Annotated in this window: 25 protein-coding genes and 1 other RNA gene; 10 read left to right on the top strand and 16 right to left on the bottom strand. The window is 69.4% G+C overall.

Annotated features, from left to right (window positions below; all coding sequences use genetic code 11):
* Entirely contained in the window at positions 1-843 is an 843-nt protein-coding gene (locus P9849_RS09625) for an acyltransferase domain-containing protein (protein ID WP_278266607.1), read from the top strand.
* Positions 844-933: 90 nt separating this feature from the next.
* On the opposite strand, the gene P9849_RS09630 is transcribed toward P9849_RS09625, so the two are convergent.
* Positions 934-1,821 (bottom strand): LysR family transcriptional regulator, encoded by an 888-nt coding sequence (locus P9849_RS09630; protein ID WP_278266608.1) that lies wholly within the window; start codon positions 1,819-1,821, stop codon positions 934-936.
* A 90-nt stretch (positions 1,822-1,911) separates the two neighbouring features.
* On the opposite strand from P9849_RS09630, the gene P9849_RS09635 reads away from it, so the two are divergent.
* The gene (locus tag P9849_RS09635; RefSeq protein WP_278266609.1) at positions 1,912-2,418 is read left to right on the top strand and encodes a GNAT family N-acetyltransferase; all 507 of its coding nucleotides are present in this window, start codon (positions 1,912-1,914) and stop codon (positions 2,416-2,418) included.
* 33 nt (positions 2,419-2,451) lie between these two features.
* On the opposite strand, the gene P9849_RS09640 is transcribed toward P9849_RS09635, so the two are convergent.
* The 4 genes from P9849_RS09640 to rnpB all read right to left on the bottom strand — a co-directional run bounded on the left by P9849_RS09640 (position 2,452) and on the right by rnpB (position 5,669).
* Complete coding sequence (locus P9849_RS09640; RefSeq protein WP_278266610.1) at positions 2,452-3,270, bottom strand: HNH endonuclease family protein; 819 nt, start codon at positions 3,268-3,270, stop codon at positions 2,452-2,454.
* 116 nt (positions 3,271-3,386) lie between these two features.
* Positions 3,387-3,578, bottom strand: coding sequence for a hypothetical protein (locus P9849_RS09645; protein WP_278266611.1), 192 nt, complete (start codon positions 3,576-3,578; stop codon positions 3,387-3,389).
* An 82-nt stretch (positions 3,579-3,660) separates the two neighbouring features.
* Entirely contained in the window at positions 3,661-5,070 is a 1,410-nt protein-coding gene (locus P9849_RS09650) for a glyceraldehyde-3-phosphate dehydrogenase (protein ID WP_278269145.1), read from the bottom strand.
* Positions 5,071-5,292: 222 nt separating this feature from the next.
* Positions 5,293-5,669: RNase P RNA component class A (gene rnpB, locus P9849_RS09655), an RNA gene on the bottom strand.
* A 114-nt stretch (positions 5,670-5,783) separates the two neighbouring features.
* Here rnpB and P9849_RS09660 point away from each other — a divergent pair.
* Positions 5,784-6,548 carry a peroxide stress protein YaaA gene (locus P9849_RS09660; RefSeq protein ID WP_278266612.1) on the top strand — a complete coding sequence of 255 codons (765 nt, stop codon included), beginning with the start codon at positions 5,784-5,786 and terminating at the stop codon, positions 6,546-6,548.
* A gap of 10 nt (positions 6,549-6,558) precedes the next feature.
* Here P9849_RS09660 and P9849_RS09665 read toward each other — a convergent pair whose 3' ends face one another.
* Both P9849_RS09665 and P9849_RS09670 read right to left on the bottom strand, forming a co-directional pair.
* Entirely contained in the window at positions 6,559-7,293 is a 735-nt protein-coding gene (locus P9849_RS09665; protein ID WP_278266613.1) for a C4-type zinc ribbon domain-containing protein, read from the bottom strand.
* Positions 7,294-7,418: 125 nt separating this feature from the next.
* Entirely contained in the window at positions 7,419-8,438 is a 1,020-nt protein-coding gene (locus P9849_RS09670; RefSeq protein ID WP_278266614.1) for a Nif3-like dinuclear metal center hexameric protein, read from the bottom strand.
* Positions 8,439-8,568: 130 nt separating this feature from the next.
* Here P9849_RS09670 and msrA point away from each other — a divergent pair, with 130 nt between their 5' ends.
* The 4 genes from msrA to P9849_RS09690 all read left to right on the top strand — a co-directional run bounded on the left by msrA (position 8,569) and on the right by P9849_RS09690 (position 11,478).
* A complete protein-coding gene (gene msrA / locus P9849_RS09675; RefSeq protein WP_066210594.1) occupies positions 8,569-9,093 on the top strand; it encodes a peptide-methionine (S)-S-oxide reductase MsrA in 525 nt (174 codons plus the stop codon).
* Between the two features lie 65 nt (positions 9,094-9,158).
* Positions 9,159-10,094: a cysteine synthase A gene (gene cysK / locus P9849_RS09680; protein ID WP_107002885.1), complete on the top strand. Its 936-nt coding sequence runs from the start codon at positions 9,159-9,161 to the stop codon at positions 10,092-10,094.
* A gap of 189 nt (positions 10,095-10,283) precedes the next feature.
* Positions 10,284-10,859: a serine O-acetyltransferase EpsC gene (epsC, locus tag P9849_RS09685; protein WP_066211882.1), complete on the top strand. Its 576-nt coding sequence runs from the start codon at positions 10,284-10,286 to the stop codon at positions 10,857-10,859.
* Between the two features lie 94 nt (positions 10,860-10,953).
* Positions 10,954-11,478 carry a hypothetical protein gene (locus P9849_RS09690; RefSeq protein ID WP_278266615.1) on the top strand — a complete coding sequence of 175 codons (525 nt, stop codon included), beginning with the start codon at positions 10,954-10,956 and terminating at the stop codon, positions 11,476-11,478.
* Between the two features lie 135 nt (positions 11,479-11,613).
* Here P9849_RS09690 and gndA read toward each other — a convergent pair whose 3' ends face one another.
* Positions 11,614-13,050: an NADP-dependent phosphogluconate dehydrogenase gene (gene gndA / locus P9849_RS09695; protein ID WP_278266616.1), complete on the bottom strand. Its 1,437-nt coding sequence runs from the start codon at positions 13,048-13,050 to the stop codon at positions 11,614-11,616.
* 191 nt (positions 13,051-13,241) lie between these two features.
* On the opposite strand from gndA, the gene P9849_RS09700 reads away from it, so the two are divergent.
* Positions 13,242-13,991, top strand: a complete 750-nt coding sequence (locus P9849_RS09700) for an FCD domain-containing protein (protein ID WP_278266617.1) — start codon at positions 13,242-13,244, stop codon at positions 13,989-13,991.
* A 119-nt stretch (positions 13,992-14,110) separates the two neighbouring features.
* Here P9849_RS09700 and P9849_RS09705 read toward each other — a convergent pair whose 3' ends face one another.
* The 3 genes from P9849_RS09705 to P9849_RS09715 all read right to left on the bottom strand — a co-directional run bounded on the left by P9849_RS09705 (position 14,111) and on the right by P9849_RS09715 (position 16,032).
* Positions 14,111-14,371 carry a GlsB/YeaQ/YmgE family stress response membrane protein gene (locus P9849_RS09705; protein ID WP_278266618.1) on the bottom strand — a complete coding sequence of 87 codons (261 nt, stop codon included), beginning with the start codon at positions 14,369-14,371 and terminating at the stop codon, positions 14,111-14,113.
* 114 nt (positions 14,372-14,485) lie between these two features.
* Positions 14,486-15,097 (bottom strand): FMN-binding negative transcriptional regulator, encoded by a 612-nt coding sequence (locus P9849_RS09710; RefSeq protein ID WP_278266619.1) that lies wholly within the window; start codon positions 15,095-15,097, stop codon positions 14,486-14,488.
* Positions 15,097-16,032 carry a DMT family transporter gene (locus P9849_RS09715; RefSeq protein ID WP_278266620.1) on the bottom strand — a complete coding sequence of 312 codons (936 nt, stop codon included), beginning with the start codon at positions 16,030-16,032 and terminating at the stop codon, positions 15,097-15,099. The genes P9849_RS09710 and P9849_RS09715 overlap by 1 nt, the downstream gene beginning before the upstream one ends.
* Here P9849_RS09715 and P9849_RS09720 point away from each other — a divergent pair.
* Together P9849_RS09720 and P9849_RS09725 are read left to right on the top strand one after the other, a co-directional pair.
* A complete protein-coding gene (locus P9849_RS09720; RefSeq protein WP_278266621.1) occupies positions 16,031-17,461 on the top strand; it encodes a PLP-dependent aminotransferase family protein in 1,431 nt (476 codons plus the stop codon). The two genes, P9849_RS09715 and P9849_RS09720, sit on opposite strands and share 2 nt — an antisense overlap.
* Positions 17,462-17,553: 92 nt before the next feature.
* Positions 17,554-18,213: a class I SAM-dependent methyltransferase gene (locus tag P9849_RS09725; protein WP_278266622.1), complete on the top strand. Its 660-nt coding sequence runs from the start codon at positions 17,554-17,556 to the stop codon at positions 18,211-18,213.
* Positions 18,214-18,258: 45 nt separating this feature from the next.
* Here P9849_RS09725 and P9849_RS09730 read toward each other — a convergent pair whose 3' ends face one another.
* The 5 genes from P9849_RS09730 to P9849_RS09750 are packed head-to-tail and all read right to left on the bottom strand — an operon-like array spanning position 18,259 to position 23,919.
* Positions 18,259-19,110: an HAD-IIB family hydrolase gene (locus P9849_RS09730; protein ID WP_278266623.1), complete on the bottom strand. Its 852-nt coding sequence runs from the start codon at positions 19,108-19,110 to the stop codon at positions 18,259-18,261.
* A 38-nt stretch (positions 19,111-19,148) separates the two neighbouring features.
* Positions 19,149-20,003, bottom strand: coding sequence for a formyltetrahydrofolate deformylase (gene purU, locus P9849_RS09735; RefSeq protein WP_278266624.1), 855 nt, complete (start codon positions 20,001-20,003; stop codon positions 19,149-19,151).
* A gap of 1 nt (position 20,004) precedes the next feature.
* Complete coding sequence (locus tag P9849_RS09740) at positions 20,005-20,664, bottom strand: sarcosine oxidase subunit gamma family protein (RefSeq protein WP_278266625.1); 660 nt, start codon at positions 20,662-20,664, stop codon at positions 20,005-20,007.
* Positions 20,657-23,629 (bottom strand): sarcosine oxidase subunit alpha family protein, encoded by a 2,973-nt coding sequence (locus P9849_RS09745; RefSeq protein ID WP_278266626.1) that lies wholly within the window; start codon positions 23,627-23,629, stop codon positions 20,657-20,659. Before P9849_RS09745 ends, P9849_RS09740 begins: the two co-directional genes overlap by 8 nt.
* Positions 23,626-23,919: a sarcosine oxidase subunit delta gene (locus P9849_RS09750; RefSeq protein WP_066210618.1), complete on the bottom strand. Its 294-nt coding sequence runs from the start codon at positions 23,917-23,919 to the stop codon at positions 23,626-23,628. The genes P9849_RS09745 and P9849_RS09750 overlap by 4 nt, the downstream gene beginning before the upstream one ends.
* Positions 23,920-23,933 lie beyond the last annotated feature (14 nt).

Genomic DNA, 23,933 nt, shown 5'->3' on the forward strand with positions numbered 1-23,933 from the left:
GTGGACCGCACCGCACTGGAGCCGACCGAACTGCTGTCGCTGCTCGGCGTGCAGGACGCCGATCGGCATGCCGTGCTGGCGCTGCTGGACGGCCCGCCGAGTGAGGGCGCACAGACCGCTCTCGGCGTGCTGCGGGAGCGGCTCGGTACGTTCCCCGGCGGATACGCCCCCCAGAGCGACGTCGACGAGTTCGGCTGGCTGGAGGCTTACGCCCGGTTCACGCCGGAGCTCCTCGCCTCCTGGGAAGGCCTCGGCATCCCTCAGGACATCGTGGCCGCGACGCTCGCGGACCTCGGCCGCCATGTGGACATCAACCGCAGGGTCTTCGGGACCTTCGGTTTCGAGACTTTCGGCTGGCTCTCGCTGCATTTCGCGGGCAATCTGTTCCAGCTCGGGCGGTTGCAGTTCCACCTGCTCCAGCATCACAAGGACGCCGACTGGGCCGAGCCCGGCGAATGGATCCTCTCGGTGCACATCCCGGAAGGCGGCGGCCTCTCCCCCGCCGCCGTGGACGCGAGCTTCGCGCAGGCCGTCGAGTTCTTCGCCCGCCATTTCCCGGACAAGCCGGTCCACAGCGCGGAGTGCATCTCCTGGCTCCTGGACCCCGAACTGGCGCGACGCGTCCCGGGCAGCAACATGGCCGCCTTCGCCCAGCGCTTCACCCTCGACCGCACGAGCGCGTCCCCCACGGACGCCGTATACTTCACGTTCCGCCAGCGCGGGCTCGACGGCCTGGACCGGCTGCCCCGCGACAGCTCGCTCCAGCGCGCGGTGCTCGAACACATCGACGACGGCGGCGAGTGGGGCCTCGGCCACGGTCACCTGACCCTGCCGCGCGGCTGACCCGGGCCTCCGTCCGGTTCCCGTCGCCGCCGGAGCGGCGGCGGGCTCGGTGAACGCCGTCCCAATCGACGCCGCTCAGCACACGCCTCCTCAGTGAACGCCCGCGGCCTGCCGGAAGGCCTCCACGACGGCCCGGTGGTCGCCATCGCGCGTCGCGAGCTGCACCTCCGTGGTGTAGCGCTCCGGTCCGGCGAGGCTCACTCGGACCGCGCCCACCGGCAGCTCCCCCGTCACGCTCTTCGGGGCGATCGTGACGCCCAGCCCCCGGGACACGAGCTGGATGATGGTGTGCCAGCCCGTGCATTCCTGGTCGGCCCGGCGCTCCACCCCGAGGTCCCGGAACGGCTTCACAGTGAGGTCGTAGGCCCGGGGACCGCTCGCGCGCGGGAACAGGATCAAGGGCGAGTCCAGCAGCTCGGCGGCGCCCACCTCGGCGGACCCCGCCGCCGGATGATCCGCCGGCAGCACCGCCACGAAATCCTCACGGCTCAGCGTGCTCAGCAGGATCCCGTCTTCGGGCTCCGCGTCGCGGACGATCCCGATATCGCAGCTGCCCCGCCGGAGCTGGTCCAGCACCTGGGTGGTGTCGCCGTTGGACAGCCGCACCTGGACATCCGGCCGCACCGCGGCGAATCCTTGCAGGTGTCCGCTGACGATCACGCCGGCCGAGGTGATGAAGGCCAGGTCCAGTCGCCCCGCTTCACCGCGCGCCACGCGTTTGGCCTCCTCCACGTCCCGGTCCAGGCGGTCCAGGAGGTCCCGGACACGCGGCAGGAAGGCGGCGCCCGCCTCGCTGAGCGCCACGTGGCGCGACGTCCTCTCGAAGAGCCGCATCTCCAGCAGATCCTCCATCTGCCGGATCCGCTGCGACAGGGCCGGCTGGGCGATGCCCAGCTCGAACGCGGCCTGCCCGAAGTGGAGTTCCTCGGCCAGCACGGCGAAGGCACGGAGGTGTTTCAGCTCGAGCGATGAATCCATAAAAGGAGCTTATCAATCACCGCCTTCCGATCTATTGGACTTCTGGATGGTGGCTGGCCAGACTGATTCCACGCCTGAAAGGAGGCCTCCATGTCCCAGCAGCCCACCCGCGGCATCACCATCGATTCACTCCGGGGAAAGGCGGACGCTCTCGCCTTCCGCCAGATCAGCGAGGAATGGCTCACGGAACACTTCCAGGTCGAGCCGGAGGATCTCCACGCCCTGGGCGACCCGCAACGCACCATCATCAACGCCGGCGGCGACGTCCTGCTGGCCCGCGATGACGCGACCGGTGAGGTTGTCGGGGCCGTCGCCCTGGTCGCGTATCCGGAGGACGTGTTCGAACTCGCCAAGATGGGGGTGCGCCACGCCGCCCGCGGGCGGGGCATCGGCGGCCTGCTGGTGCACGCCGCGATCGAGCGGGCCTCCGCGCTCGGCGGCCGGAGACTCTTCCTCAGCACGAACCACGCACTGACCAGCGCCCTGCGCCTCTACCGGGCCGCGGGATTCGTGAGCATCCGGCCGGACGAAGTGCCCGTCAAGAACTATTACGCCCTCGCCTTGGACCGCGCCGACGTCTACCTGGAACTGAAGTAGCCCTGCTCTGACAGGCAGGGCCGGCACGCCGGATCAGCGTGCCGGGACGGCCGGACGCGCGATGGCGTGCTGGTCCGGGCAGCCGTCCAGCACGCGCCGCATCGCGTCCCGCTCCTGAGGGCTGACGCTCAGGCCGTAGCTGTATTTCACCGAGACCTGACGAGCCACATAGTGGCAGCGGAATCCCCTGCTGGCGGGGAGCCAGGTGGACGCGTCCTGGGCGCTCTTCTGCTGATTGGACGGACCGTCCACCGCGAGAAGGTTCAGCGGATCGTTGGCGAGGGTCTGGCGCTCGACGGCCGTCAGGTGGTCCGCGCCGCTCTTCCAGGCTTCGGCCAGGGCCACCACATGGTCGATCTGGATGACCTGGCTGCTCCCCTGCCCTCGCTCGAACGGGATGTGGTGCCCGGTGTACGGATCCCAGAGCTGGCCTGTGGCCACACGGCACTGCGTCCGTGCCGAACTGCTCGTGAACGTGACGGCGTCCAGATCACGGCGCAGGATGTCGTTGCGGGTGTCGCAGCCGTTGCGGTCCTCATCGGCCCAGGCCTGACCGAAGACCGCGCGATCGTAGCCACGGGAGGACCCCTTCGGCGCCACGGGCAACGCGTCCAGCACAGCACGCGCGGGCGAGTCGGGGACGGCGTGCACACCCGGCAGCGGCTTCATCCAGGTCATGTCGTACAGACGCGCGGTGGTGGGGCCCGAGCCACCCTCCCCGATCTCGAACTGCCCCCGCAGGAAGAACCAGCCGAGCAGCCCCACGACGGCGGCCGTGACCGCGGCGAGGAGCGCCGCGGCGGACCGGGAGCGCCGTCGTCGTCTCCGGTAACCGGCCCAGTTCACGCTCACAGACAACCCCTTCCAGACCGGACCGATGTCCGCACCGGTCCAGCCTAGGAGGAGTCACTGACAGGTTCCGGGGCCCGCCGTGTGGATGTGGAAAAACTCACACGCGGGCCGGGGTGTTACTGCTCTTTCCGCACCCTGACGAGGTCGGCGTCGGCGGCGTCGGCCAGCTCCTGGAGCTGGTCCACCCGCTCCTGGGTGACGTCACCGCTCTCCAGCATGGCCTTCGCCTGGTCGAGCAGGCGGTGCGCCTCCTTGCTGTTGGCGGTGGCGATGTCGAGTGCGTGTTCCAAAGTGGTGTCGTGTTCCATGCAGCCATCTTGATCCCGCGCCGCGTTAAAAGCGAGAGGCCACGCCAGGGTGGCGTGACCTCTCAGCTTCCAGCGGAAATGCTCAGGCGGCGGGGAAGGCCGGCGGGTTCACGCCCGCCATCTCCTCCATCACGCGGACGACCTGGCAGCTGTAGCCGAACTCGTTGTCGTACCAGACGTAGAGGACCAGGTTCTTGTCGTTGGCGATCGTGGCGAGGCCGTCCACGATGCCGGTGCGGCGCGATCCGACGAAGTCGGTGGAGACCACCTCGGGCGAGTCGATGAAGTCGATCTGCTTGCGCAGGCCCGAGTGCAGGGACAGCTCGCGCAGGTACTCGTTGACCTCGTCCTTGGTGGTGCCGTTCTCCAGGTTGAGGTTCAGGATCGCCATGGACACGTCCGGCGTGGGGACGCGGATGGCGTTGCCCGTGAGCTTGCCGGCCAGTTCCGGCAGGGCCTTGGCGACGGCCTTGGCGGCGCCGGTCTCCGTGATGACCATGTTCAACGCGGCGGAACGGCCACGGCGGTCACCCTTGTGGAAGTTGTCGATCAGGTTCTGATCGTTGGTGAAGGAGTGGACGGTCTCAACGTGGCCGTGCAGGACGCCGAACTTGTCGTTGATGGCCTTCAGAACCGGGGTGATCGCGTTGGTGGTGCAGCTCGCGGCGGAGACGATCGTGTCCTCGTCCGAGATCACGCCGTGGTTGATGCCGTGGACGATGTTCTTCAGATCGCCCTTGCCCGGAGCCGTGAGGAGCACGCGGGCCGCGCCCTTGCTCTGCAGGTGCTGGCTGAGGCCTTCGGCGTCACGCCAGCGGCCGGTGTTGTCCACCACGAGGGCGTTCTCGATGCCGTACGCCGTGTAGTCCACGGTGGACGGGCTGTCCGAGTAGATGACCTGGATGCGGATGCCGTTGACCGTGATGGTCTGGGATTCCTCGTCCACCTGGATGGTGCCCTCGAAAGGCCCGTGGACGGAGTCGCGGCGGAGCAGGCTCGCGCGCTTGGCGAGGTCGTTGTCGCTGCCCTTGCGGACCACGATGGCCCGCAGACGCAGGCCCTGACCGCCGCCGTGCTTCTCCACGAGGATGCGGGCCAGCAGACGGCCGATGCGGCCGAAACCGTACAGCACCACGTCCTGGCTCGTGCGATCATCGGCGCCCTGACGGCCGACGACGGGGGCCAGCTCCTCGCGGAGGAACTCCTCGAGCGGACGATCGGCGGCGGTGTCGTGGTACTTCTCGTTCAGCAGGGCCAGATCCACGGCCGCGGCGCCGAGCTCGAGGCGGTCGATCGCCTCCACGAGAGGCAGGGTGTCCTCCAGGGTCAGCTCGCGCTGGCTGATCCGGCGGGCGAAACGGTGCGCCTTGAGGATCTGCATGGTGGACTTGTTGATCAGGCTGCGCCCGTGGATGCTGGTCACCACATTGTTGTCGCGGTACAGGCGGCCGACGATCGGGATCATCGCCTCAGCCTTGGCCTCACGGCTCATCCACTGCTCGAAGGACTCGGAGTTCTGACTCACTCAAGGAACCTTTCTCTTCTGCGCGCGACGTCGGGCGCAGTTCGCCACCGGGGTTCAGGGCATGAAAAAACCGCCTAGGCGAACGCAGGCCCGGCGGGGTGAACAACAGCGTTCGTGATCAGTTTATCGTCCCCGGGACCGCCCCCGGGACGGGACTCCGGTGACATCAGTCACAAACGGATCGATGAGTGGACGGGTTGGCCTGTGAGCCGGGTTCTGTCAGCCGCGCCCGTTACCGGAGGCGGCGTAGCGATCATCCATCTAGGACCACTGTTGCCAGTGGCCTCAAGCGGCCTACCCGGATGCTCGGGCGAGCAGCCCTCGAACACATCCTGTCTGGCCTTGCTCCAGGTGGGGTTTACCGAGCCTCCCCGGTCACCCGGGGAGCTGGTGGTCTCTTACACCACCGTTTCACCCTTACCCCGCGCCGAGGCGCGTGGCGGTCTGTTTTCTGTGGCACTGGCCTGCGGGTCACCCCGAGTGGGCGTTACCCACCACCCTGCTCTGCGGAGCCCGGACTTTCCTCGGTGACGCCGGAGCGTCAACGCGATCGCCCAGCCAACCCGTCCAGCGACCATTCTATCCGCCGCGGGACCGCCCGGCCGCCAGCCCGGACCGGCCTGGACAGGACGGCGTCGAGCCGGATCGGGAGCGGTCCCCGGATTCGCTACCATCGAACGGTGCTGATCCTCCTCCCTCCCTCCGAAGGCAAGACCGCCGCGTCCCAGGGCCCCGGCGTCGACTTCTCCGCCCTGAGCTTCCCGGAACTGAACACGGCCCGGGCTGAAGTGCTGGAGGCGCTCGGCACCGTGAGCGCCCACGAGGACGCTCTGGAGCTGCTGGGCGTGGGAGCCTCCCTGCATGAGGAGGTGGCCCGCAACACACGGCTCCGGCACGAATCCGCCGCCCCGGCGCACAGCGTGTACTCCGGCGTCCTCTACGACGCGCTCGGCTACGCCTCGATGACCGCCGCCCAGCGGCGCAAGGCGGATGACGCCGTCGTGATCATCTCCGCACTCTGGGGCGCCCTGAAGTTCGACGACGCCGTCCCCGCCTACCGCCTGTCCATGGGCACCGCTCTGGCCGGGCTCGGCCGGCTCGCCTCCTACTGGAAGCCCCGGCTGTCCGAGGCGCTGGCGCCGCTGATCGACGGGGAACTCCTGGTCGACTGCCGTTCGAGCACGTACGCGACCGCCTGGGTCCCGCCGGCGGAGCAGACCGTGGCCGTGAACGTGTTCCGCGAGCGCGACGGCAAGCGGAGCGTCGTGAGCCACTTCGCCAAACACACGCGCGGCGAGCTGGCGCGCCACCTGCTCACGCGCCGCGGCAAGGCTCCGCAGTCTCCCGAGCAGCTGCTCAAGGCCGCCTCGGAGCTCTACCGGGCAGAACTCGTTCCGGGGACCGCACGCAAGGCGCATGCCCTGAACATCATCCTCACGGACTGACGCTCCGGGTTCAGTTCCACTCGGGACTGCGCACCAGGATGACGCCGGAGTCCGGGCAGTACACCACGTCGTCCTCGGCGGCGGCTTTGACCTCGGCCAGGTCTCCCGGACTCAGGTCCATGCCGGAGCCCTCGCTGTGACCGTGGAAAAGACGCGCCGCGCCCACGCCGCGCCGGTCCAGGGTCTTCTCGTAGAGGGCCAGGAGGGCCGGATCCAGCGTGACGGCGAACGCGTCCCGTTCGCCGCGCACGTTGTCGCGCTCCGCCTCGGCCTCCGCCGTCTTGGCGGCCAGTTCGTCCTGCACCTCACGGAGCCGGCTCTTCGCCTCGGCGAGCGCCTCCTGCGTCCTCACCACCTCGGTTTCGGCGGCTTCGAGCTCCTCCATCAGCTCCAGCTCCGTGTCCTCCTTGCCGGACTTGAACGCACTCAGCGTTTCGATGTCCTTCTGGAGCGCCATGAGGTCCTTGGAGAGCCCGCCGGCATTGAGCCGCACCGTGTCCCGCTCGATCTTCACGTCCAGCGCCGAGACCTCGTCCTCCAGCGCGGTCAGCGATTTCCGGACGGCATCCCGCGCCTGCGCCGCTTCCTCGGCGCCGGCCTGAGCATCCTCCACGGCGGCGAGGAGGGCCGGCAGTCGCGGGTCCTGCTCGAGCGCTTTCAGCCGCGTGGCGTTCGCCTTCAGGGCGCTGTCGAACGCCTGGAGTTCGAGGAGTCTGAGCTGCTCGGCAGCCGGTGCCTTGGCCATGCGGACCTCCTATGACGGCACTGAGGATCGGGCCGTCTCTCTGGTGACAGGTGCTTTGAGACTAGGCCATATCCGGGCCGAACGAAACGCGCACGGTCGCTCCGGGGATCGCGGCCCGGTCCAGGTCAGCCTTCGCCGTCGCCGTGCGGAGTGAGGATGAAGTCCCACGGGTCCGTGTTGATCCCGCTGACGCCGATCTCGACGGGAAAGCCCTGGTCCTCGAGCACATTGTCGAGAGCCTGAGCGGCGGCCGGAAGCCAGAGCCATTCGCTCGCGAAATGGGAGACGTCGATGAGGTACGGTCGGCCGCCGCGCGCGGTCTCCCGCGCCTCCGACGCCGGATGGTGCCGCAGGTCCGCGGTGATGTAGACGTCGGCCTGGCGCGCGCGGACATCATCGAAGAGGGAGTCCCCCGCGCCGCCGCAGATCGCCACGCGCTGCACGAGCGCGTCCCGGTCCCCTGCCACGCGGACCCCGCCCGCCACGGAGGGCAGGAAACCGCAGAGCCGGGCGGCCAGCTCGGCCAGGGTGACGGCGGAGCCGAGGGCGCCGACGCGTCCCACGCCTTCCTCGGGAAGCCCGTTGCGGGCCGCCGTCAGCGGTTCGCGGTCGTGCAGATCCAGGGCATCGGCGATGACATCGGAGACGCCGCCGACGGCCGAGTCGCCGTTCGTGTGGACCGTCAGAAGGGCGACACCATTCTCGATGAGCCGGTGGATCACCCGGCCCTTGGCGGTGGTGGCCGCCACCGAGCTGACGCCGCGCAGCAACAAGGGGTGATGGGTGATCAGCAGGTCGACCCCGAGGTCCACCGCCTCCTGGACCACCTCTTCGGTGGGATCCACCGCGAACTGGATGCGGCGCACCGGCTGTTCCGGCCGCCCCGTCACGAGGCCGACCTTGTCCCAGTCCTCGGCGAGCGACTCGGGCCAGAGCTCCTCGACGGCGAGCAGCACTTCGGCGAGCGTCGGCACCTGCTGCTCGGGGGCCGTGGTGCCGGCCGCCTCACCAGGGACGGGGGCGGTGTCCTCGCCCGGCGTCGTCGTCTCATCCGCAGCTTCGTGGGCCGAGCTGTCAGGGGCCGCGGTAGGCGGAACCTGCCCTTCCAGAGCCGGTCCGGGGCTGCCGTGCGTCTCATTCTGCATACTCAAGTTCTACCGCACCTCCTCCGCGAAGGGGCCGCTCCCCCGGTCCAGGGAAGGCGCTTCTCCCAGAGCTGAACCCGCTCGGGACCATCCGGGGAACATTTCGGCGCCACCGGCCATTGAGGATGCTGTGAGGACTTTCATTCTGGCCGGCGGCTGCTTCTGGTGCCTTGACGCGGTGTACCAGCAGACGCGCGGCGTCTCTTCTGTTGTTTCCGGCTACATCGGCGGGCACCTGCCCGATCCGGGCTACTACGAGGTCTGCTCCGGCACCACCGGGCACGCCGAAGCGGTGGCCGTCACCTTCGACGAGGACATCATCCCGGCCGACGTCATCCTGGACATGTTCTTCGCTCTGCACGACCCGACCACGCTGAACCGTCAGGGGTACGACGTCGGGACACAGTACCGGTCCGCGATGTTCTACCAGGACGAGGAGGAGGCTGAGCTGTTCCGCGCCGCCATCGAGCGCAACCAGGCGCTGTGGAGCGCGCCGATCGTCACCGAGGTGACCCGGGCCAGCCGCTTCTACGAGGCCGAGGCGATCCACCAGGATTACTACGCCAACAACTCCGGGCAGGGATACTGTCAGGTGATCATCAATCCGAAGCTGGCCAAGGCCCGGAAATATTACTCCGCATGGCTGAAGTCATGACGCTGGGTGAACCGGCTCACTAGGCTTTCCTTAACCATCCACCTGGAGATAGGCAGCAGTACACCATGGCACGTATCTACGATGACGTCACTCAGCTCATCGGCCGGACCCCCCTGGTCCGGCTGAACCGTCTGACCGAGGGCCTGGATGCCACGGTCGCCGTGAAGCTCGAGTTCTACAACCCGGCCAACAGCGTCAAGGACCGCATCGGCGTGGCCATCATCGACGCGGCCGAGAAGGCCGGCGCGCTGAAGCCGGGTGGCACCATCGTGGAAGGCACGTCGGGCAACACGGGCATCGCCCTGGCCCTCGTCGGAGCGGCTCGCGGCTACAAGGTCATCCTGACCATGCCGGAGACCATGTCCACCGAGCGTCGTGTCATGCTGCGCGCGTACGGCGCCGAGATCGTCCTGACCCCGGGGTCCGAGGGCATGCGCGGCGCCGTGGAGAAGGCCCAGGAGATCGTCGCCAACACCGAGAACGCCATCTGGGCCCAGCAGTTCGCCAACCCGGCCAACCCGGCCATCCACCGCACCACCACGGCCGAGGAGATCTGGGCCGACACCGACGGTGAAGTGGACATCTTCGTGGGCGGCGTGGGCACCGGCGGCACCGTGACCGGCGTCGGCCAGGTCCTCAAGGAACGCAAGCCCTCGGTCCAGGTGGTGGCCGTGGAGCCCAAGGACTCCCCCATCCTCAACGGCGGCGCCCCGGGCCCGCACAAGATCCAGGGCCTCGGCGCGAACTTCGTCCCGGAGGTGCTGGACACCGGCATCTACGACGAGGTGCTGGACGCCAGCCTGGAGGACGCCGTCGCCACCGCGCGTGCGCTCGGCGTCAAGGAGGGCATCCTCGGCGGCATCTCCTCGGGTGCGGCCGTCTGGGGCGCCCTCGAACTGGCCAAGCGTCCCGAGAACAAGGGCAAGCTGATCGTGGCGGTCGTGCCCGACTTCGGTGAGCGCTACATCTCCACCGTCCTGTACGACGACATCCGCGGCTGATCCTCCCGGCTTCGCCTGCCCGGCGTCGCCCCTCCCGTCCCGGTGGTCCCTGCGTGCTCCAGCGCATGGACCACGGACGGAAGGCGACGTCGGGCAGTCGGCTGCCCGGGGAATTCTTTCCCGGGCCCGCTGGTTATCCGTTCAGCATCCACCACGTACGCGCCCGTGTACGGCGACCAGAAGGACAGCGTGAGCTTCTTCACCCGCCTGAAAGAGGACCTCGAGAGCGCCCGCTCCCATGACCCCGCCGCCCGCGGGTCCGCGGAGAACTTCTTCGTCTATTCGGGCCTGCATGCCATCTGGGTCCACCGCGTGACGCACCGCATGTGGCAGAAGCCGGCTCTCCGCTTCCCCGCACGCGTCCTGTCCCAGCTGACCCGCTTCCTCACAGGCATCGAGATCCATCCCGGCGCCACCGTGGGACGGCGTTTCTTCATCGACCACGGCATGGGCGTGGTCATCGGCGAGACGGCCGAGATCGGCGATGACGTCATGATCTACCACGGCGTGACCCTCGGCGGACGGTCCCTGGCCAAGGTCAAGCGGCACCCGACCATCGGCAACAGGGTCACCATCGGCGCAGGCGCCAAGGTCCTCGGCCCCATCGTCATCGGTGACGATTCCGCGATCGGCGCGAACGCCGTCGTCGTGAAGGACGCACCCGCCAATTCGATCGTCACCGGCATCCCCGCCACCTGGCGTCCCCGCGTGGCCGAGGTCGAGACGAAGCCCGCCGTGGACCCCGCGGAGTACTACTACATCTGACGGGTCCTCTCCGCCCGCGGGCCGAGATCCCCTGCCTGCAAGTCCGTCCCGGGACCGAGGCGACGGCTGCGTCCGCGCCCATAGCGTGGACGGTATGAGAACTCTGAAAACATCCACCGTGACCGGCCGCGCTCGGAAAGTGGCGGTCCTCGGACTGGCCGGCGCAGCCCTTCTGCCATTGAGCGCCTGCAGCATCACTTCCCTGGCCGACAATTACGACAAGCGGGAGAGCCACGACTGGCCCCGCGGCGCCGAGGCCACGAAGGACGGCGTGGCCCCCGCCTGGATCCCGGCCGGAGCCACGGACGTCCGTGAGGTCATCCGGACCACCGGCGCCGAACGGATCCTGACGTACTCCGGAGACGTGTCCGGTCTCCCCGCTCAGTGCAAGGCCGTTCCCTCCGGCGCCGCACCGAGCCCTCAGCCGGACAACGAGGACCGCCGGACGGCCGACGACTTCATCTCGGAGGCCACCCTCTCCGCCGACTGGTGGCCGGCGGGCCAGGAGCGCAAGGCGAGCCACTACTGCGGCAAGTGGTGGGTGTCCGCGGCGAACGGGACCGTCTACGCGTTCGCTCCGGAGATGAAGACGATCGCCCGGCACCTCGGCAAGGACTGACCGCGCCTCCCGTTGCGTGCTCAGTTGTTGCGGGTGTTCACGCCGAATACCCGCAACAACTGAGCACGCAACGCGATGAAGCACGACGGCGGCCCCCACCGGAAGGTGAGGGCCGCCGTCGTCGTGCGGGGTGCGTCAGTGGGTGTCGACCGCGCTGACCTCGGTGCGGTCACCGCTCCACTGGGTGTGGAACGTGCCCTCTTCATCCACGCGCCCGTAGGTGTGGGCGCCGAAGAGGTCGCGCTGGCCCTGGATCAGGGCGGCGGGCAGGCGCTTGCGGCGCAGTCCGTCGTAGTAGGCCAGCGAGGAGGAGAACACCGGGACCGGGATGCCCAGCTGAACGGCGGTGGCCACCACACGGCGCCAGGCCGGGACGGCCTCGCCGACGGACTTCGCGAACGCCGGGGCGAACAGGAGGTTCTCCGGCTTGGCGTCGCCTTCGTAGGCGGCCATGATGTCCTTGAGCAGCTCGGCGCGGATGATGCAGCCGGCGCGCCACAGGGAGGCGATCTCGTCCAGCTTGAGGTCCCAGCCGTACTCCTTGGCGGCGCTGGTCAGCATGTCCAGGCCCTGGGCGTAGCTCACGAGCTTGGAGGCGTAGAGAGCCTGGCGGACGTCCTCCACGAAGTTCTCGGGAAGCGCCACCTCGATCTCGTGGCCTTCCAGGGTCTCCTGGGCGATCGCGCGCTGACCACGCTGCGAGGAGATGCCGCGGGCGAACACGGATTCGGCGATGCCGGAAACCGGCGATCCCAGATCCAGCGCGGACTGGACCGTCCAGCGGCCGGTGCCCTTCTGTCCGGCGGAATCGACCACGACGTCCACGAACGGCTTGCCGGTCTTGGCGTCCACGTGGCCGAGCACCTCGGCGGAGATCTCGATCAGGAAGGAGGACAGCTCGCCCTTGTTCCACTCTTCGAAGATCTTGGCCTGCTCCGCGGGCTCGATGCCGGCGGCGCTGCGCAGCAGGTCGTAGGCCTCACCGATGACCTGCATGTCGGCGTATTCGATGCCGTTGTGGACCATCTTGACGAAGTGGCCGGCGCCGTCGGTGCCGATCCAGGCACAGCAGGGCTCGCCGTCCACATGAGCGGAGATCTTCTCCAGCAGCGGGCCGAGAGCCTCGTAGGACTCCTTGGAGCCGCCGGGCATGATGGACGGGCCGTTGAGCGCGCCTTCCTCGCCACCGGAGACGCCGACGCCCACGAAGTGGAGGCCCTTCTCCGCCAGCGCGGCTTCGCGGCGGCGGGTGTCCGTGTAGTGGGAGTTGCCGGCGTCGATCACGATGTCGCCCTCATCCAGCAGCGGGACGAGCTGGTCCACGACGGCGTCGACCGGAGCACCCGCCTTCACCATGATGAGCACGCGGCGCGGCTTTTCGAGCGAGTCGACGAGTTCCTGGAGGCTCTCCGTGCGGACGAAGTCGCCTTCGTCGCCGTGGGCGGCGAGCAGGGCGTCCGTCTTCTCAACGGAGCGGTTGTGCAGAGCGACCGTGAAGCCGTTGCGGGCGAGGTTCCGGGCCAGATTGGCCCCCATGACGGCGAGACCGGTGACACCGATTTGTGCAGGCATCTACACTCCAAGTCAATGCTAGTAATCTGATTTTAACAAGACGTTTTCAACCCTACGTCCTGGACACCGGCGACGGAAGAGCAAGCTGTAAGGTGAAACACCTTTAACGTGGTCGAGGCGGAAACCGCCCGCAGAACCTACGCTGGTGTTACTTCACATTTGACCACTTCACCCTGAGGATTTCGACATCGATGACGAGCCGTCAGCCCAGCCTTCACCACCAGGCACTGGAGATCCTCGGACGCAGGATCGTCACGGGAGACCTTCCCGCAGGTCACGTCATGCTCGCCGAAAATCTCGAAGCCGAACTCAAAGTGTCACGGTCCGTGGTCCGTGAAGCCGTCCGGGTCCTCCAGTCGATCGGCATGGTGGAGAGCATCAAACGCGTCGGGATCCGCGTGCTGCCGGCCCACGCCTGGAATCCCTTCGATGCCAGCGTGATCCGCTGGAAGATGGACAGCGACGCGCGGGGCGCCCAATTGCGGTCCCTGGCGGAACTGCGGTCCGCGGTCGAGCCCGTGGCCAGTGAGCTGGCGGCTCAGAACGCGCCCTTCGCCCTGCGCCGTGAGCTGCTGCAGGTGGCCGAGGAGATGGCGAGGGTGGGGCGCCAGGGAAAGCTCGAACGCTTCCTCGAGCTCGACACACGCTTCCACGCCCTGGTGCTCAGCGGCTCCGGCAACGAGATGTTCGCGACCCTCATCGGGCAGGTGGCCGAGACTCTGGCCGGTCGCACCACGCACGGGCTCATGCCGAGCCAGCCCAAGGAGGAGGCGCTCCAATGGCACCTCGACGTGGCCCGGGCGATCCTGGACGGCAAGGCGGCGGCCGCCCGCCGGGCCTCGGCCAAGCTGATCAACGAGACCATCGAGGACCTCTCGCCTCAGTGGGCCGGTCAGCCCCGTGTCTTCGTCCCCCTCAAGCCACTCAGCACGCAGGGCTAGCGGCGCCTCCGCCGCGCGCGGACGCCGGCCACCGCACACGGTGGCATGACGACGGCGAGGCGGAACGACGGCGGGGCCGGCCCCGAAGGACCGGCCCCGCCGTCGTCGTCAGCACACCGTCAGGCGCGCCGCTTCGTGATCAGGCCCCAGATGAAGAGCACCACCAGCGAGCCGACGATCGCCAGCAGCCAGGTGGACAGGGACCAGAATTCATTCACGCCGACATGGAAGATGGCTGATCCGATCCAGCCACCGACCAAGGCGCCCACCACTCCGAGAAGCAGGGTCGCCAGCCAGCCGCCGCCCTGCTCGCCCGGCATGAGGGCCTTCGCAATCGCGCCGGCGATGAGTCCGAGGACGATCCAACCAAGAAATCCCATGATGAACCTTTCTGTAGAAAGCCTTCTCAGAGCCCGGTTGAGGCTTCTTTCAGCCTACCGTCGGACACCCGCACGCGGCGGACCTGACTTTTCGGGGGTGCGGAGGGACGGGGTTCACGCCTCCTCGCGGGGGTGAACCCGGCGCATCTCCTCGGCCAGTGCGGGGTTGCCCTTTCCCAGCTCCCCCACGATGTTCTCCACGACCTCCGGGCTCTTGTTCTGGCTGAGTTTCGCCCGCGCCTCGAACCGCGTCACCCTCATCCTGAGGCCGACGGTGCCCTTCGCGATGCGGCGCGTCCCCTCCTCGTCCTCGCTCAGGCTCCGGCCGTGCGGCTGGTGGCGCTCGAAGTGATCCGTGAGGCGCCCCAGCATGGCGTAGTTCTCCTCGTCGCCGAGGATCTCCGGTGTCCCGTAGAGATGCGCGGTCACGTGGTTCCAGGTGGGCACCAGATCGCCCGGCGCGTACCAGCTCGGGGAGACGTAGTCGTGAGGACCCTGGATGATGACCAGGATCTCGTGCTCGCCGAGTTCGTGGAGTTTCTCATCGGGTCGTCCGAAGTGGCTGACGATCACGATCCCCTCCTCATCTTCGTCCAGGATGGCCGGGTAGTGGGAGGCCGTGAGTCCCTGCGAGGACGGGGAGACGAACGTCGCCCACGGGTTGTTGCGGATGAGCCGCTTGACCTCGGCGGGATCGGTCATGAGATAGCGGGGTGTGTGACGCATCAGAGTCCTTTCGAGGAGGAGACGGGTGTGGCCCGGGTGCGGACCGCGAGCGCGGCGCACAGGATGACGGCGAGGCCGCCCAGGAGTGTCGGCACGCCGGGATGCTCGCCCAGCAGCAACGCGGACCAGAGGATGGTCATGACGGGCTGAGTGAGCTGGATCTGGCTCACCTGGGCCATCGGGCCGAGGGCGAGTCCGCGGTACCACGCGAAGAATCCGAGGAACATGCTCACCACGGCCAGGTAGGCGAAGGCCCACCATTGCGCCGGGTCCGCCTGGAGGACCCGGTCGTCGAGAGAGGAGATGGTCAGCACCGTCATGAGGGGCGCCGCCAGCACGAGCGCCCAGGAGACGGTCTGCCAGGAGCCGAGTTCGCGGGCGAGCAGCCCACCCTCCGCGTAGCCGGCGGCGGCGGCGAGCACCGCGGCGAACAACAGGGCGTCCGCCCAGTGGAGGGTTCCGATCCCTCCACCCTGCACGGACGCGAAGGCCACGGCGCACACCGCGCCGAGTCCGGAGAACACCCAGAAGGAACGTGCCGGCCGCTCCCTACTGCGGAGTACGGCCAGGACCGCCGTCGCGGCGGGCAGCAGGCCGATCACCACGGCGGCGTGACTCGCCGGCACCGTGGTGAGGGCGTAGGAGGTGAGGACCGGAAAGCCGACGACGACGCCGGCGGCCACGAGCGCGAGCCGGAGCCACTGCGCCCCGCGGGGCAGCCGTTGACGGGTGAGCGCGAGGGCGCAGGCGGCGAGCACCGCCGCGACGACCGCGCGGGCCGAGCCGACGAACAGGGCCGGAAGACCGGCGGCCGCGATCCGCGTGAACGGGAGGGTGAAGGAGAAAGCCACGACGCCCAGCAGGCCCCACCAGAGGCCCGGATACCGGGATAGCACTGTCGGTCGATCGAGAGTAACGCTACTATCTACTTTCATGAATCATGATAGCACCGAGCGTATCGTCCAGGGCTTGCGCGCGTGGATCTCCACCGCACCGCCCGGCGCCAGAGTGCCGTCCAACCGGGCTCTCACGGCCGAATACGGCGCCAGCCCGGTCACCGTTCAGAAGGCGATGCGGTCGCTCGCCTCACTGGGACTCATCGAGAGCCGTCCGGGCGTGGGAACGTTCGTCCGGGGTGTCCGGCCCACCCGGCCCGCCGATTTCGGCTGGCAGACGGCGGCCCTCGGGGCTCCGCCGTCGCGGGGCGGCTCGCTCTCCTCGACCCAGCGCACCGTGGCTCCCGACGCGATCGGCCTGCACTCCGGCTATCCCGCCCGCGAGCTGCTCCCGGAACGACTCGTCCGCTCGGCCCTCGCCCGCGCCGCGCGCACCGAGGCCGCCATGGGGCGCTCCCCCGCCGCAGGGCTGCCTGAGCTGCAGGCCTGGTTCGCCGGCGAGCTGGCGGCCTTCGCCCCCGTGGACGTCACCCCGCCGAGCGCGCGGGACGTCCTGGTGCTCTCGGGGAGCCAGAGCGGCCTGAGCTCGATCTTCCGGGCCCTCGTGGGACCGGGGCAGCCCCTCGTCATCGAATCGCCCAGCTACTGGGGGTCGATCCTCGCCGCCGCCCAGGCCGGGGTGACCCTGGTGCCCGTGCCGAGCGGTCAGCACGGACCCGACCCCGCCGACGTCGAGCGGGCCTTCGAGGAGACCGGGGCACGCGCGTTCTACGCCCAGCCGAGCTACGCCAATCCGAGCGGCGCTCAGTGGAGCCGCGAACGCGGGCTCGCGATCCTCGACGTGGTGCGCCGCCACGGGGCCTTCCTGATCGAGGATGACTGGGCTCATGACCTGGGCATCGACACCGAGCCGCATCCGATCGCGGCCCAGGACGATCAGGGGCACGTGATCTACCTGCGCTCACTCACCAAGAGCGTCTCTCCGTCCCTGCGCGTCGCGGCGCTGATCGCCCGCGGTCCCGCGCGGGACCGCATCCTGGCGGACCGGGCCGCCGAGTCCATGTACGTGAGTGGGCTGCTCCAGGCGGCAGCCCTCGACGTCGTCACGCAGCCGTCCTGGCGGACGCACCTCAAGGGTCTCCGGCGTCAGCTGAAGGACCGGCGTGATCTGCTGCTCGACGCTCTGCGCGCGCACGTTCCCCAGGCACAGGTGGAGTTCACTCCCCCGGGCGGCCTCAATCTCTGGGCGCGGCTGCCCGACGGCACGGACGCGGAGCTGCTGGCGCGGCACTGCGAAAGCCGCGGTGTCATCCTCGCGCCGGGGACCGAGTGGTTCCCGGCCGAGCCGTCCGGCTCCTATGTCAGGCTCAACTACTCCGGCTCCAACCCCGAACGATTCCCCGACGCGGCCCGCATCCTGGGTGAAGTCCTGGGCGAGGTGCTGGGCGAGGTGCTGGGCGAGAGCTGAACGCCTCGCGGTTTGCCCTTCCGGCAAACCGGCTTGCCACTCGCCGTCGTGGTGGCGATGCTGAGAGGGGACTCCGGATGAAAGGCCGCCACGTGACGCACACCTTCGACAAGCAGTACTGGGACGGGCATTGGCGCGAAGCGGCGGACCGGCCGACGCCGGCCAACCCGTACCTGCAGGAACATCTGTCGGCGCTGACCCCGGGCACGGCCCTGGACGCCGGCTGCGGGACAGGAGCCGAGGCGGTCTGGCTCGCCGGGCACGGCTGGCGAGTGACCGGGGCGGACCTCTCTCCGCACGCGCTGCGCGAAGCAGCGGCACGGGCCACCCAGGCCGGAGTGGCGGATCAGGTCCGCTGGGTCGAGGCCGATCTGACCACGTGGGAGCCGGACGAGCGCTTCGATCTGGTCGTCACCAACTACGCGCATCCTGAGACTCCACAGCTGGACTTCTACCGCAGGATCGCGGACTGGGTGGCGGTCGGCGGGACGCTGCTGATCGTGGGGCACCTGCACGGTCACCTGTCCGAGGTCCGGCATCCCGCACCAGATGAAGCGCCGGAGTCGGATCGCGGTCACGACGGCGGCCACGCCCCGGAGAAGAGCACCGTCACGCTGGCGGACACGGTGGCTGTCCTGGATGCGGGTCGCTGGAGGATCGACGCGGCCGACGAGCGTCATCGCACCGTGCGGATGCCCGAGCGGGATCGCTCCCTGCACGATCTGGTGGTGCGGGCGACCCGGCTCGCCTGAGAGGATCAGCTCGGCCGGCCAACCCGGCCTCGAACCCCGCCCGCCTCAGCGTGCCAGCACGTCTTCCAGAACCTGCGCGACGCCGTCGTGCGCACACGCAGGCGCCCGGAACCGCGCGGCGGCGAGCGCCTCCGGATGCCCGTCCGCCATGGCGTAGCCCTCGCCGGCCCAGGAGAGCATTTCCAGGTCGTTGGGCATGTCACCGAAAGCGATGACCTCGGACGCCCCGATGCCCAGGGAGGCCGCGTGCTTTTCGAGTGTCCGCGCCTTGGTGACGCCGGGGACGGCCAGCTCCAGAAGTGCCAGGCGAGTGACGTCCGAATAGGTCACGTGCGCCAGGCCCTGCACGGCCGGCGCGACGAGCGCGTGGAACTCCTCGGCGCTGAGCACGGGCGAGATGGCGAGCAGCTTCACGACGGCGGCATCCGGCGCCAGCGTCTCGGACAGTGGCCCGACCACCTGGTCCTCCACGGGCAGGCCGGGATGGAGCCGAAGGAATGCCGGCTCACGGTGCGGACCGGTCACCAGTTCGCTGGAGAACCCCGCCTCAGGATGGAGCGCCCTGATGACCTCCTGCAGGTGGAGGGCCTGTTCCAGCCGGAATGCCTCGGCGGCCACGACCTCTCGCCGGGCCATGTCCCAGACGACCGCGCCGTTCGAGCAGATGACGGTGCCGGCGTGGTCGAGCTGTTCCTCGAGCGGGCCGAGCCAGCGGATCGGACGGCCGGTCACGAAGACGACCTCCACGCCGGCCTCGCGCGCACGGCGGAACGCGGCCCTGGTCCGGGCGGAGACGACTCCGCCCGGACTCAGAATCGTGCCGTCCACATCGCTCGCGATCAGGCGCGGCCGCGAGGGCCGGGCCGTGGATCCCGCGCGGATCGCCGGTGTGCCCATCAACCCAGTCTCCGGCACTTCCGTCCCGAGGAGCAGGGTCACCGCAGGACCACGGTCCGGTTCCCGTTGAGCACGACCCGTCCTTCGCAGTGCCAGCGCACCGCGTTGGAGAGGGCCTTGCACTCGGCGTCGCGGCCCACGGCCACCAGGTCCTCGGGCGAGTGGGTGTGGTCCACATCGATCACCTGCTGGGCGATGATCGGCCCCTCATCCAGTTCCGCGTTGACGTAGTGCGCCGTGGCGCCCACCGTCTTCACGCCACGCTCCCAGGCCTGGTGATAGGGCTTCGCACCCTTGAAGGACGGCAGGAAGGAGTGGTGGATGTTGATCACGCGGCCGGCCATGCGGGTGGCCAGCGCATCCGAGAGGACCTGCATGTAGCGTGCCAGGACCACCAGCTCCGCACCGTACCGGTCCACCACGGAGAGCAGCTCCGCCTCGGCTTCCGGCTTGCTCTCCTTGGTCACCGGGATGTGGTGGTACGGGATGCCGTGCCACTCCACGAGTCCGCGATGGTCCTCGTGGTTGGACACCACGGCCACGATCTCCACCGGCAGCTCCCCGATCCGGGCCCGGAACAGCAGGTCGTTGAGGCAGTGCCCGAACTTGGAGACCATCAGCAGCACCTTGGTCTTCTCCCCGGCGGGCCGCAGGGTCCAGGTCATGCCGAACGGCTCGGCGACGGCGGCGAAGTCCTCCGCCAGCGCCTCCGCCGTCTCCCCCGGCTTCGCCTCGAAGTGCAGCCGCATGTAGAAGTGCCCACCGCGGCGGTCGCCGTACTCCTTGATGTCCTCGATGTCGCAGCCCCGCTCCGCGAGGAAGCCGGACACCGCGGCCACGATCCCCGTGGACCAGCCGCAGTCGAGCGTCAGGACGAATTCTGGTCCGGTCATCTCAGTACACCTCCGGCGCGGAGAACTCGCGCATCGCATCCACGAGCCAGCGGCCCACATGATCGGCGAACGACGCCCGGGGCAGCACCCTGAACGTCTCCGCGCCCGTCTTCCACACCAGGACCGGAACGTGGTCCAGCACCGTGACGATCGCCTGGCCCGCATGGAAGGACCGCGGGTGCAGATCGAAGGAGACGCCCTTCTCCAGGACCGGACGGGCGCTCGGACCGCTCAGTTCGAAGGTGGTGCGGTTCGCCGAGAGGTCGACGACGGCGCCCGGCGCCCGGGAGCCGGGCTCGCCGAGGGTCGCGGCGAGCCGTCCCGCCTCCGCCGGACCGCGGTCCAGGCCGGCCGTGCTCTCGTCACCGACCGCGAGGAACTCGTCGGGGCCGATCCAGAGGACGGTGTAGCCGCCGCCCGCCGTCGTGCTCCCATGACCGGACGGGAGCGGCACACCCAGCGCCGCCTCCACGGCCGCCGCCGCGGCGGATCCCGGCACGGCACGGAGGCCCAGCTGGGTCAGAAACGGGATCTCCCGGAGGGTCACACCCCGTTCGCCGGACACTCCGGCGGCCGCGAAGGCCTCCGCGAGCTGCGCGGCCGGGCTGCGCCGCAGGCTCGCGGCGTCGGCCAGGGTTGCCTCGGAAATCATCTCAGCCATCACGGCGCTTCCCTTCAGGGTCGTAAAGGACGGTGTCACCGACCAGGACTTCCACGATCCGGTCCCCGGCGACGGCGGTGAGCTTCTCGCCGATGCGGTTCCGGCCGTTCTTGATCAGGGCCAGCGCGAAGGAACGTCCCAGCGCGGCCGAGTGGTAGCTGGAGGTCACGTGTCCCAGCATGGGGACCGGACCGTAGGCCGGGTTGAGCGAGATGCCCTGCTCCACCACCTGCGTGCCTTCCGGCAGCCGGAACGAGTGGTCCACCGGGAGCAGCGAGACCATGTGCTTGCGGTCCGTGCGTGCGGTGTCGAGCCGGGCGTAGGAGCGCTTGCCCACGAAGTCCTTCGCCTTGGAGACGATCCACTCCATGCCGGCGTCCTGCGGGGTCACCGTGCCGTCGGTGTCCTGGCCGACGATCGGGTACCCCTTCTCGGCGCGGAGCACGTGCATGGTCTCCGTGCCGTACGGGGTGATCCCGAACTCGGCCCCGGCCTCCGCCACGTCCTCCCAGACCTGCAGGCCGTACCAGGTGGCCACGTTGATCTCGAAGGCCAGCTCTCCGGAGAAGGAGATCCGGCAGACGCGGGCGGGGATCCCCGAGGCCAGGGTGGTCTCGCGCCAGGCCATGAACGGGAAGGCGTCGTTGTCCACGTCGAGCCCGGGCGCGACCTTCGCGATGACCTCGCGGGACCTGGGACCCACGACGGCGACCGTGGTGACCTGCTCGGTGACGGAGGTGAAGTTGACGTCCAGGCCCGGCCACTCCGTCTGGTGCCACTCCTCCAGCCAGTCGAGGACCTTCGCGGCCCCGCCGGTGGTGGTGGTCATGAAGAAGCGGTCCTCGTCGAGGCGGAGGGTCACGCCGTCGTCGAACATCATGCCGTCCGGGCCGCACATGACGCCGTAGCGGCCCATGCCCGGCGCGAGCTTCTTGAACGCGTTGGTGTAGATGCGGTTCAGGAATTCGCCGGCGTCGGCGCCCCAGATCTCGATCTTGCCGAGCGTGGTGGCGTCCATGAAGCCGACCGACTCACGGACGGCCCGGCACTCGCGGAGCACGGCCTCGTCCATCGACTCACCCGGCTGCGGGAAGTACCAGGGACGCAGCCACTGGCCGACGAACTCGAACTCGGCCCCGTGGGCCACATGCCAGGGGTGGATCGAGGTGATCCGTTCCGGGTCGAACAGATCGCCGCGCTTCCGGCCCGCCATGGCCGCGAAAGCCACGGGCGCATACGGAGCCCGGAAGGTGGTGGTGCCGATGGAACCGAGGTTCTCCGGCACCCCGCCCTGAGCGTCCTTCAGGGCCGCCGCGATGACGCCGATGGCGTTGACCCCGGAGGTCTTGCCCTGATCGTTGGCGGTGGAGATCGAGGTGTAGCGCTTGATGTGCTCCACGGACCGCATGCCGGCCCCGGTCGCCCGGAGGACATCGGCCACGGTCTGGTCCCGCTGCTGGTCCACGAAGTGGGTCTTCCACTCCCCCGGGCCGCCCTCCGCACCGGGCACCAGCCAGAGCTGACGGGTCGGCGCGGCGGCGGACGGCGCATGGCTGGACAGGGCGGACGCGTGGGCTCCGGCCTCGGTCACGAAGCCGGCATTGAACGCAGCGACGGCACCGGCGTGGGCGCCCTCGGACGCGCAGTCCGCCAGGCGGTACGAACCGCGGGCCGCGCCCACGATCTGCTGCGCCTTGACGGTGCTCGCCGGCACGAATCCGGCCAGCTCCTCGTCCCAGCGCAGCTTGCCCTGCCGCTGGCTGAAGAGGTGGACCACCGGGCTCCAGCCGCCGGAGACGGCCAGGAGATCGGCCTCGATCCGCTCGGGCTCGCCGCTGAGCGAGCCGTCGGCATCGAGCGCGCGGACGACGACGGCGCTCACGCGGCCGGTCTCCCCGTCCGCCTCGGTGCCGCACACGGCGGCCCCGCTGATCACCCGCACGCCCTCCGCCTCGGCGGTCAGGGCGGCGTCGCTCTTCTCCGCGCGGGCATCGACGACGGCCGCCAAGGGAACCCCGGCGGACGCCAGGTCACGGACCGTCTCGTAGGCGGAGTCGTTCGTGGTGAAGACCACGGCCCGGCTGCCGGGCACGACACCGTACCGGTTGACGTACGTGCGCACCGCGGAGGCGAGCATGATGCCCGGGCGGTCGTTGTCCGCGAAGACGAGAGGCCGCTCATGAGCGCCGGTCGCGAGCACGACCTGGCCTGCCCGGATGTGCCACAGCCGCTGCCGGGACACTCCCTGGGCATTCAGTTCCCGGGCGCGCTCCGAGCCGAGGTGGTCGGTCCGGGACTCCAGGGCGATCACGTAGTTGGAGTCGTAGGAGCCGAAGGCGTTGGTGCGGGTCAGCACCGTGACCTCCTCGGCGGCGGCGAGTTCCGCGGCGGCCGCGGCGATCCACTCGGGTGCGGGCACGCCGTCGACGGTCTCGCCGGGAGCCGAGAGCAGTGACCCGCCCAGCTCGGGCTGGTCGTCGATCAGGATGACGCGGGCGCCGGTGGCGGCGGCCTGGCGGGCGGCGGACAGGCCCGCCGGGCCTGCGCCGATCACCAGGACATCCGTGTGGCCGTGCTTCTTGTCGTAGTACGCCTCATCCTTGCGGGGGTCCAGCTTGCCGAGGCCGGACAGGTACTCGGCGTCCAGGCCGTCCGTCAGCTCGACGATCGTGGCCGGGAGCATGGACTCGTCCACGCCACCGGCGCCCCGGTCCTTGACCTTGAGCAGGGCGTTCGGCTCCTCGACCCCGGCGGCCAGGATGCCACGGGGTCGGCCCAGGTACAGGGACGGGGCCGCTTCGACCACCCCGTGGGCGATCAGCGCGGAGGCGACCGTGTCACCGGCGTGACCGGTGTACTCCGTGCCGTCGACCGTGAAGCGGAGGGTGTCCTCACGGGAGATGCGGGCGTGCGGTGCCCGGTCCGCGGGAAGACGGAACGGCTGGGCGGACTCTGCGGGGCTCACTGGGAGTCTCCTTTCGCGCCGGCGGTCAGGGGTTTCTCCCCCGTATAGATGGTCTTGAACTCGTACGTCACGGTGTCGCGGAGGGCGTTGAACCACTTGCGGCAGCCGGCGCTGTGGACCCAGCGCTCGGCGAACAGGCCCTTGGGGTTCTCGCGGTAGAACAGGTACCGCGACCATTCGGCGTCGCTCAGGGCGCTGGGGTCCTCGGGATACGGGACGTGCGCCTGTCCCCCGTAATGGAACTCGGTCTCGTCGCGCGGCCCGCAGTTCGGGCAGGTGATGAGCAGCATGGCTCGGCTCCTTT

Source organism: Arthrobacter sp. Y-9 (assembly GCF_029690065.1).
Classification (GTDB): Bacteria; Actinomycetota; Actinomycetes; order Actinomycetales; family Micrococcaceae; genus Arthrobacter_E.

What these genes read in the sequence shown, in the direction of transcription:
- P9849_RS09710 (WP_278266619.1), bottom strand. Translation starts at nt 15,097, where the DNA reads ATGCGTCACACACCCCGCTATCTCATGACCGATCCCGCCGAGGTCAAG.
- cysK (WP_107002885.1), top strand. Translation starts at nt 9,159, where the DNA reads ATGGCACGTATCTACGATGACGTCACTCAGCTCATCGGCCGGACCCCC.
- P9849_RS09720 (WP_278266621.1), top strand. Translation starts at nt 16,031, where the DNA reads ATGAATCATGATAGCACCGAGCGTATCGTCCAGGGCTTGCGCGCGTGG.
- P9849_RS09630 (WP_278266608.1), bottom strand. Translation starts at nt 1,821, where the DNA reads ATGGATTCATCGCTCGAGCTGAAACACCTCCGTGCCTTCGCCGTGCTG.
- P9849_RS09740 (WP_278266625.1), bottom strand. Translation starts at nt 20,664, where the DNA reads ATGGCTGAGATGATTTCCGAGGCAACCCTGGCCGACGCCGCGAGCCTG.
- purU (WP_278266624.1), bottom strand. Translation starts at nt 20,003, where the DNA reads ATGACCGGACCAGAATTCGTCCTGACGCTCGACTGCGGCTGGTCCACG.
- P9849_RS09650 (WP_278269145.1), bottom strand. Translation starts at nt 5,070, where the DNA reads ATGAGCCGTGAGGCCAAGGCTGAGGCGATGATCCCGATCGTCGGCCGC.
- P9849_RS09715 (WP_278266620.1), bottom strand. Translation starts at nt 16,032, where the DNA reads ATGAAAGTAGATAGTAGCGTTACTCTCGATCGACCGACAGTGCTATCC.
- P9849_RS09670 (WP_278266614.1), bottom strand. Translation starts at nt 8,438, where the DNA reads ATGCAGAATGAGACGCACGGCAGCCCCGGACCGGCTCTGGAAGGGCAG.
- P9849_RS09750 (WP_066210618.1), bottom strand. Translation starts at nt 23,919, where the DNA reads ATGCTGCTCATCACCTGCCCGAACTGCGGGCCGCGCGACGAGACCGAG.
- P9849_RS09690 (WP_278266615.1), top strand. Translation starts at nt 10,954, where the DNA reads ATGAGAACTCTGAAAACATCCACCGTGACCGGCCGCGCTCGGAAAGTG.
- P9849_RS09730 (WP_278266623.1), bottom strand. Translation starts at nt 19,110, where the DNA reads ATGGGCACACCGGCGATCCGCGCGGGATCCACGGCCCGGCCCTCGCGG.
- P9849_RS09665 (WP_278266613.1), bottom strand. Translation starts at nt 7,293, where the DNA reads ATGGCCAAGGCACCGGCTGCCGAGCAGCTCAGACTCCTCGAACTCCAG.
- P9849_RS09645 (WP_278266611.1), bottom strand. Translation starts at nt 3,578, where the DNA reads ATGGAACACGACACCACTTTGGAACACGCACTCGACATCGCCACCGCC.
- P9849_RS09700 (WP_278266617.1), top strand. Translation starts at nt 13,242, where the DNA reads ATGACGAGCCGTCAGCCCAGCCTTCACCACCAGGCACTGGAGATCCTC.
- P9849_RS09635 (WP_278266609.1), top strand. Translation starts at nt 1,912, where the DNA reads ATGTCCCAGCAGCCCACCCGCGGCATCACCATCGATTCACTCCGGGGA.
- gndA (WP_278266616.1), bottom strand. Translation starts at nt 13,050, where the DNA reads ATGCCTGCACAAATCGGTGTCACCGGTCTCGCCGTCATGGGGGCCAAT.
- P9849_RS09705 (WP_278266618.1), bottom strand. Translation starts at nt 14,371, where the DNA reads ATGGGATTTCTTGGTTGGATCGTCCTCGGACTCATCGCCGGCGCGATT.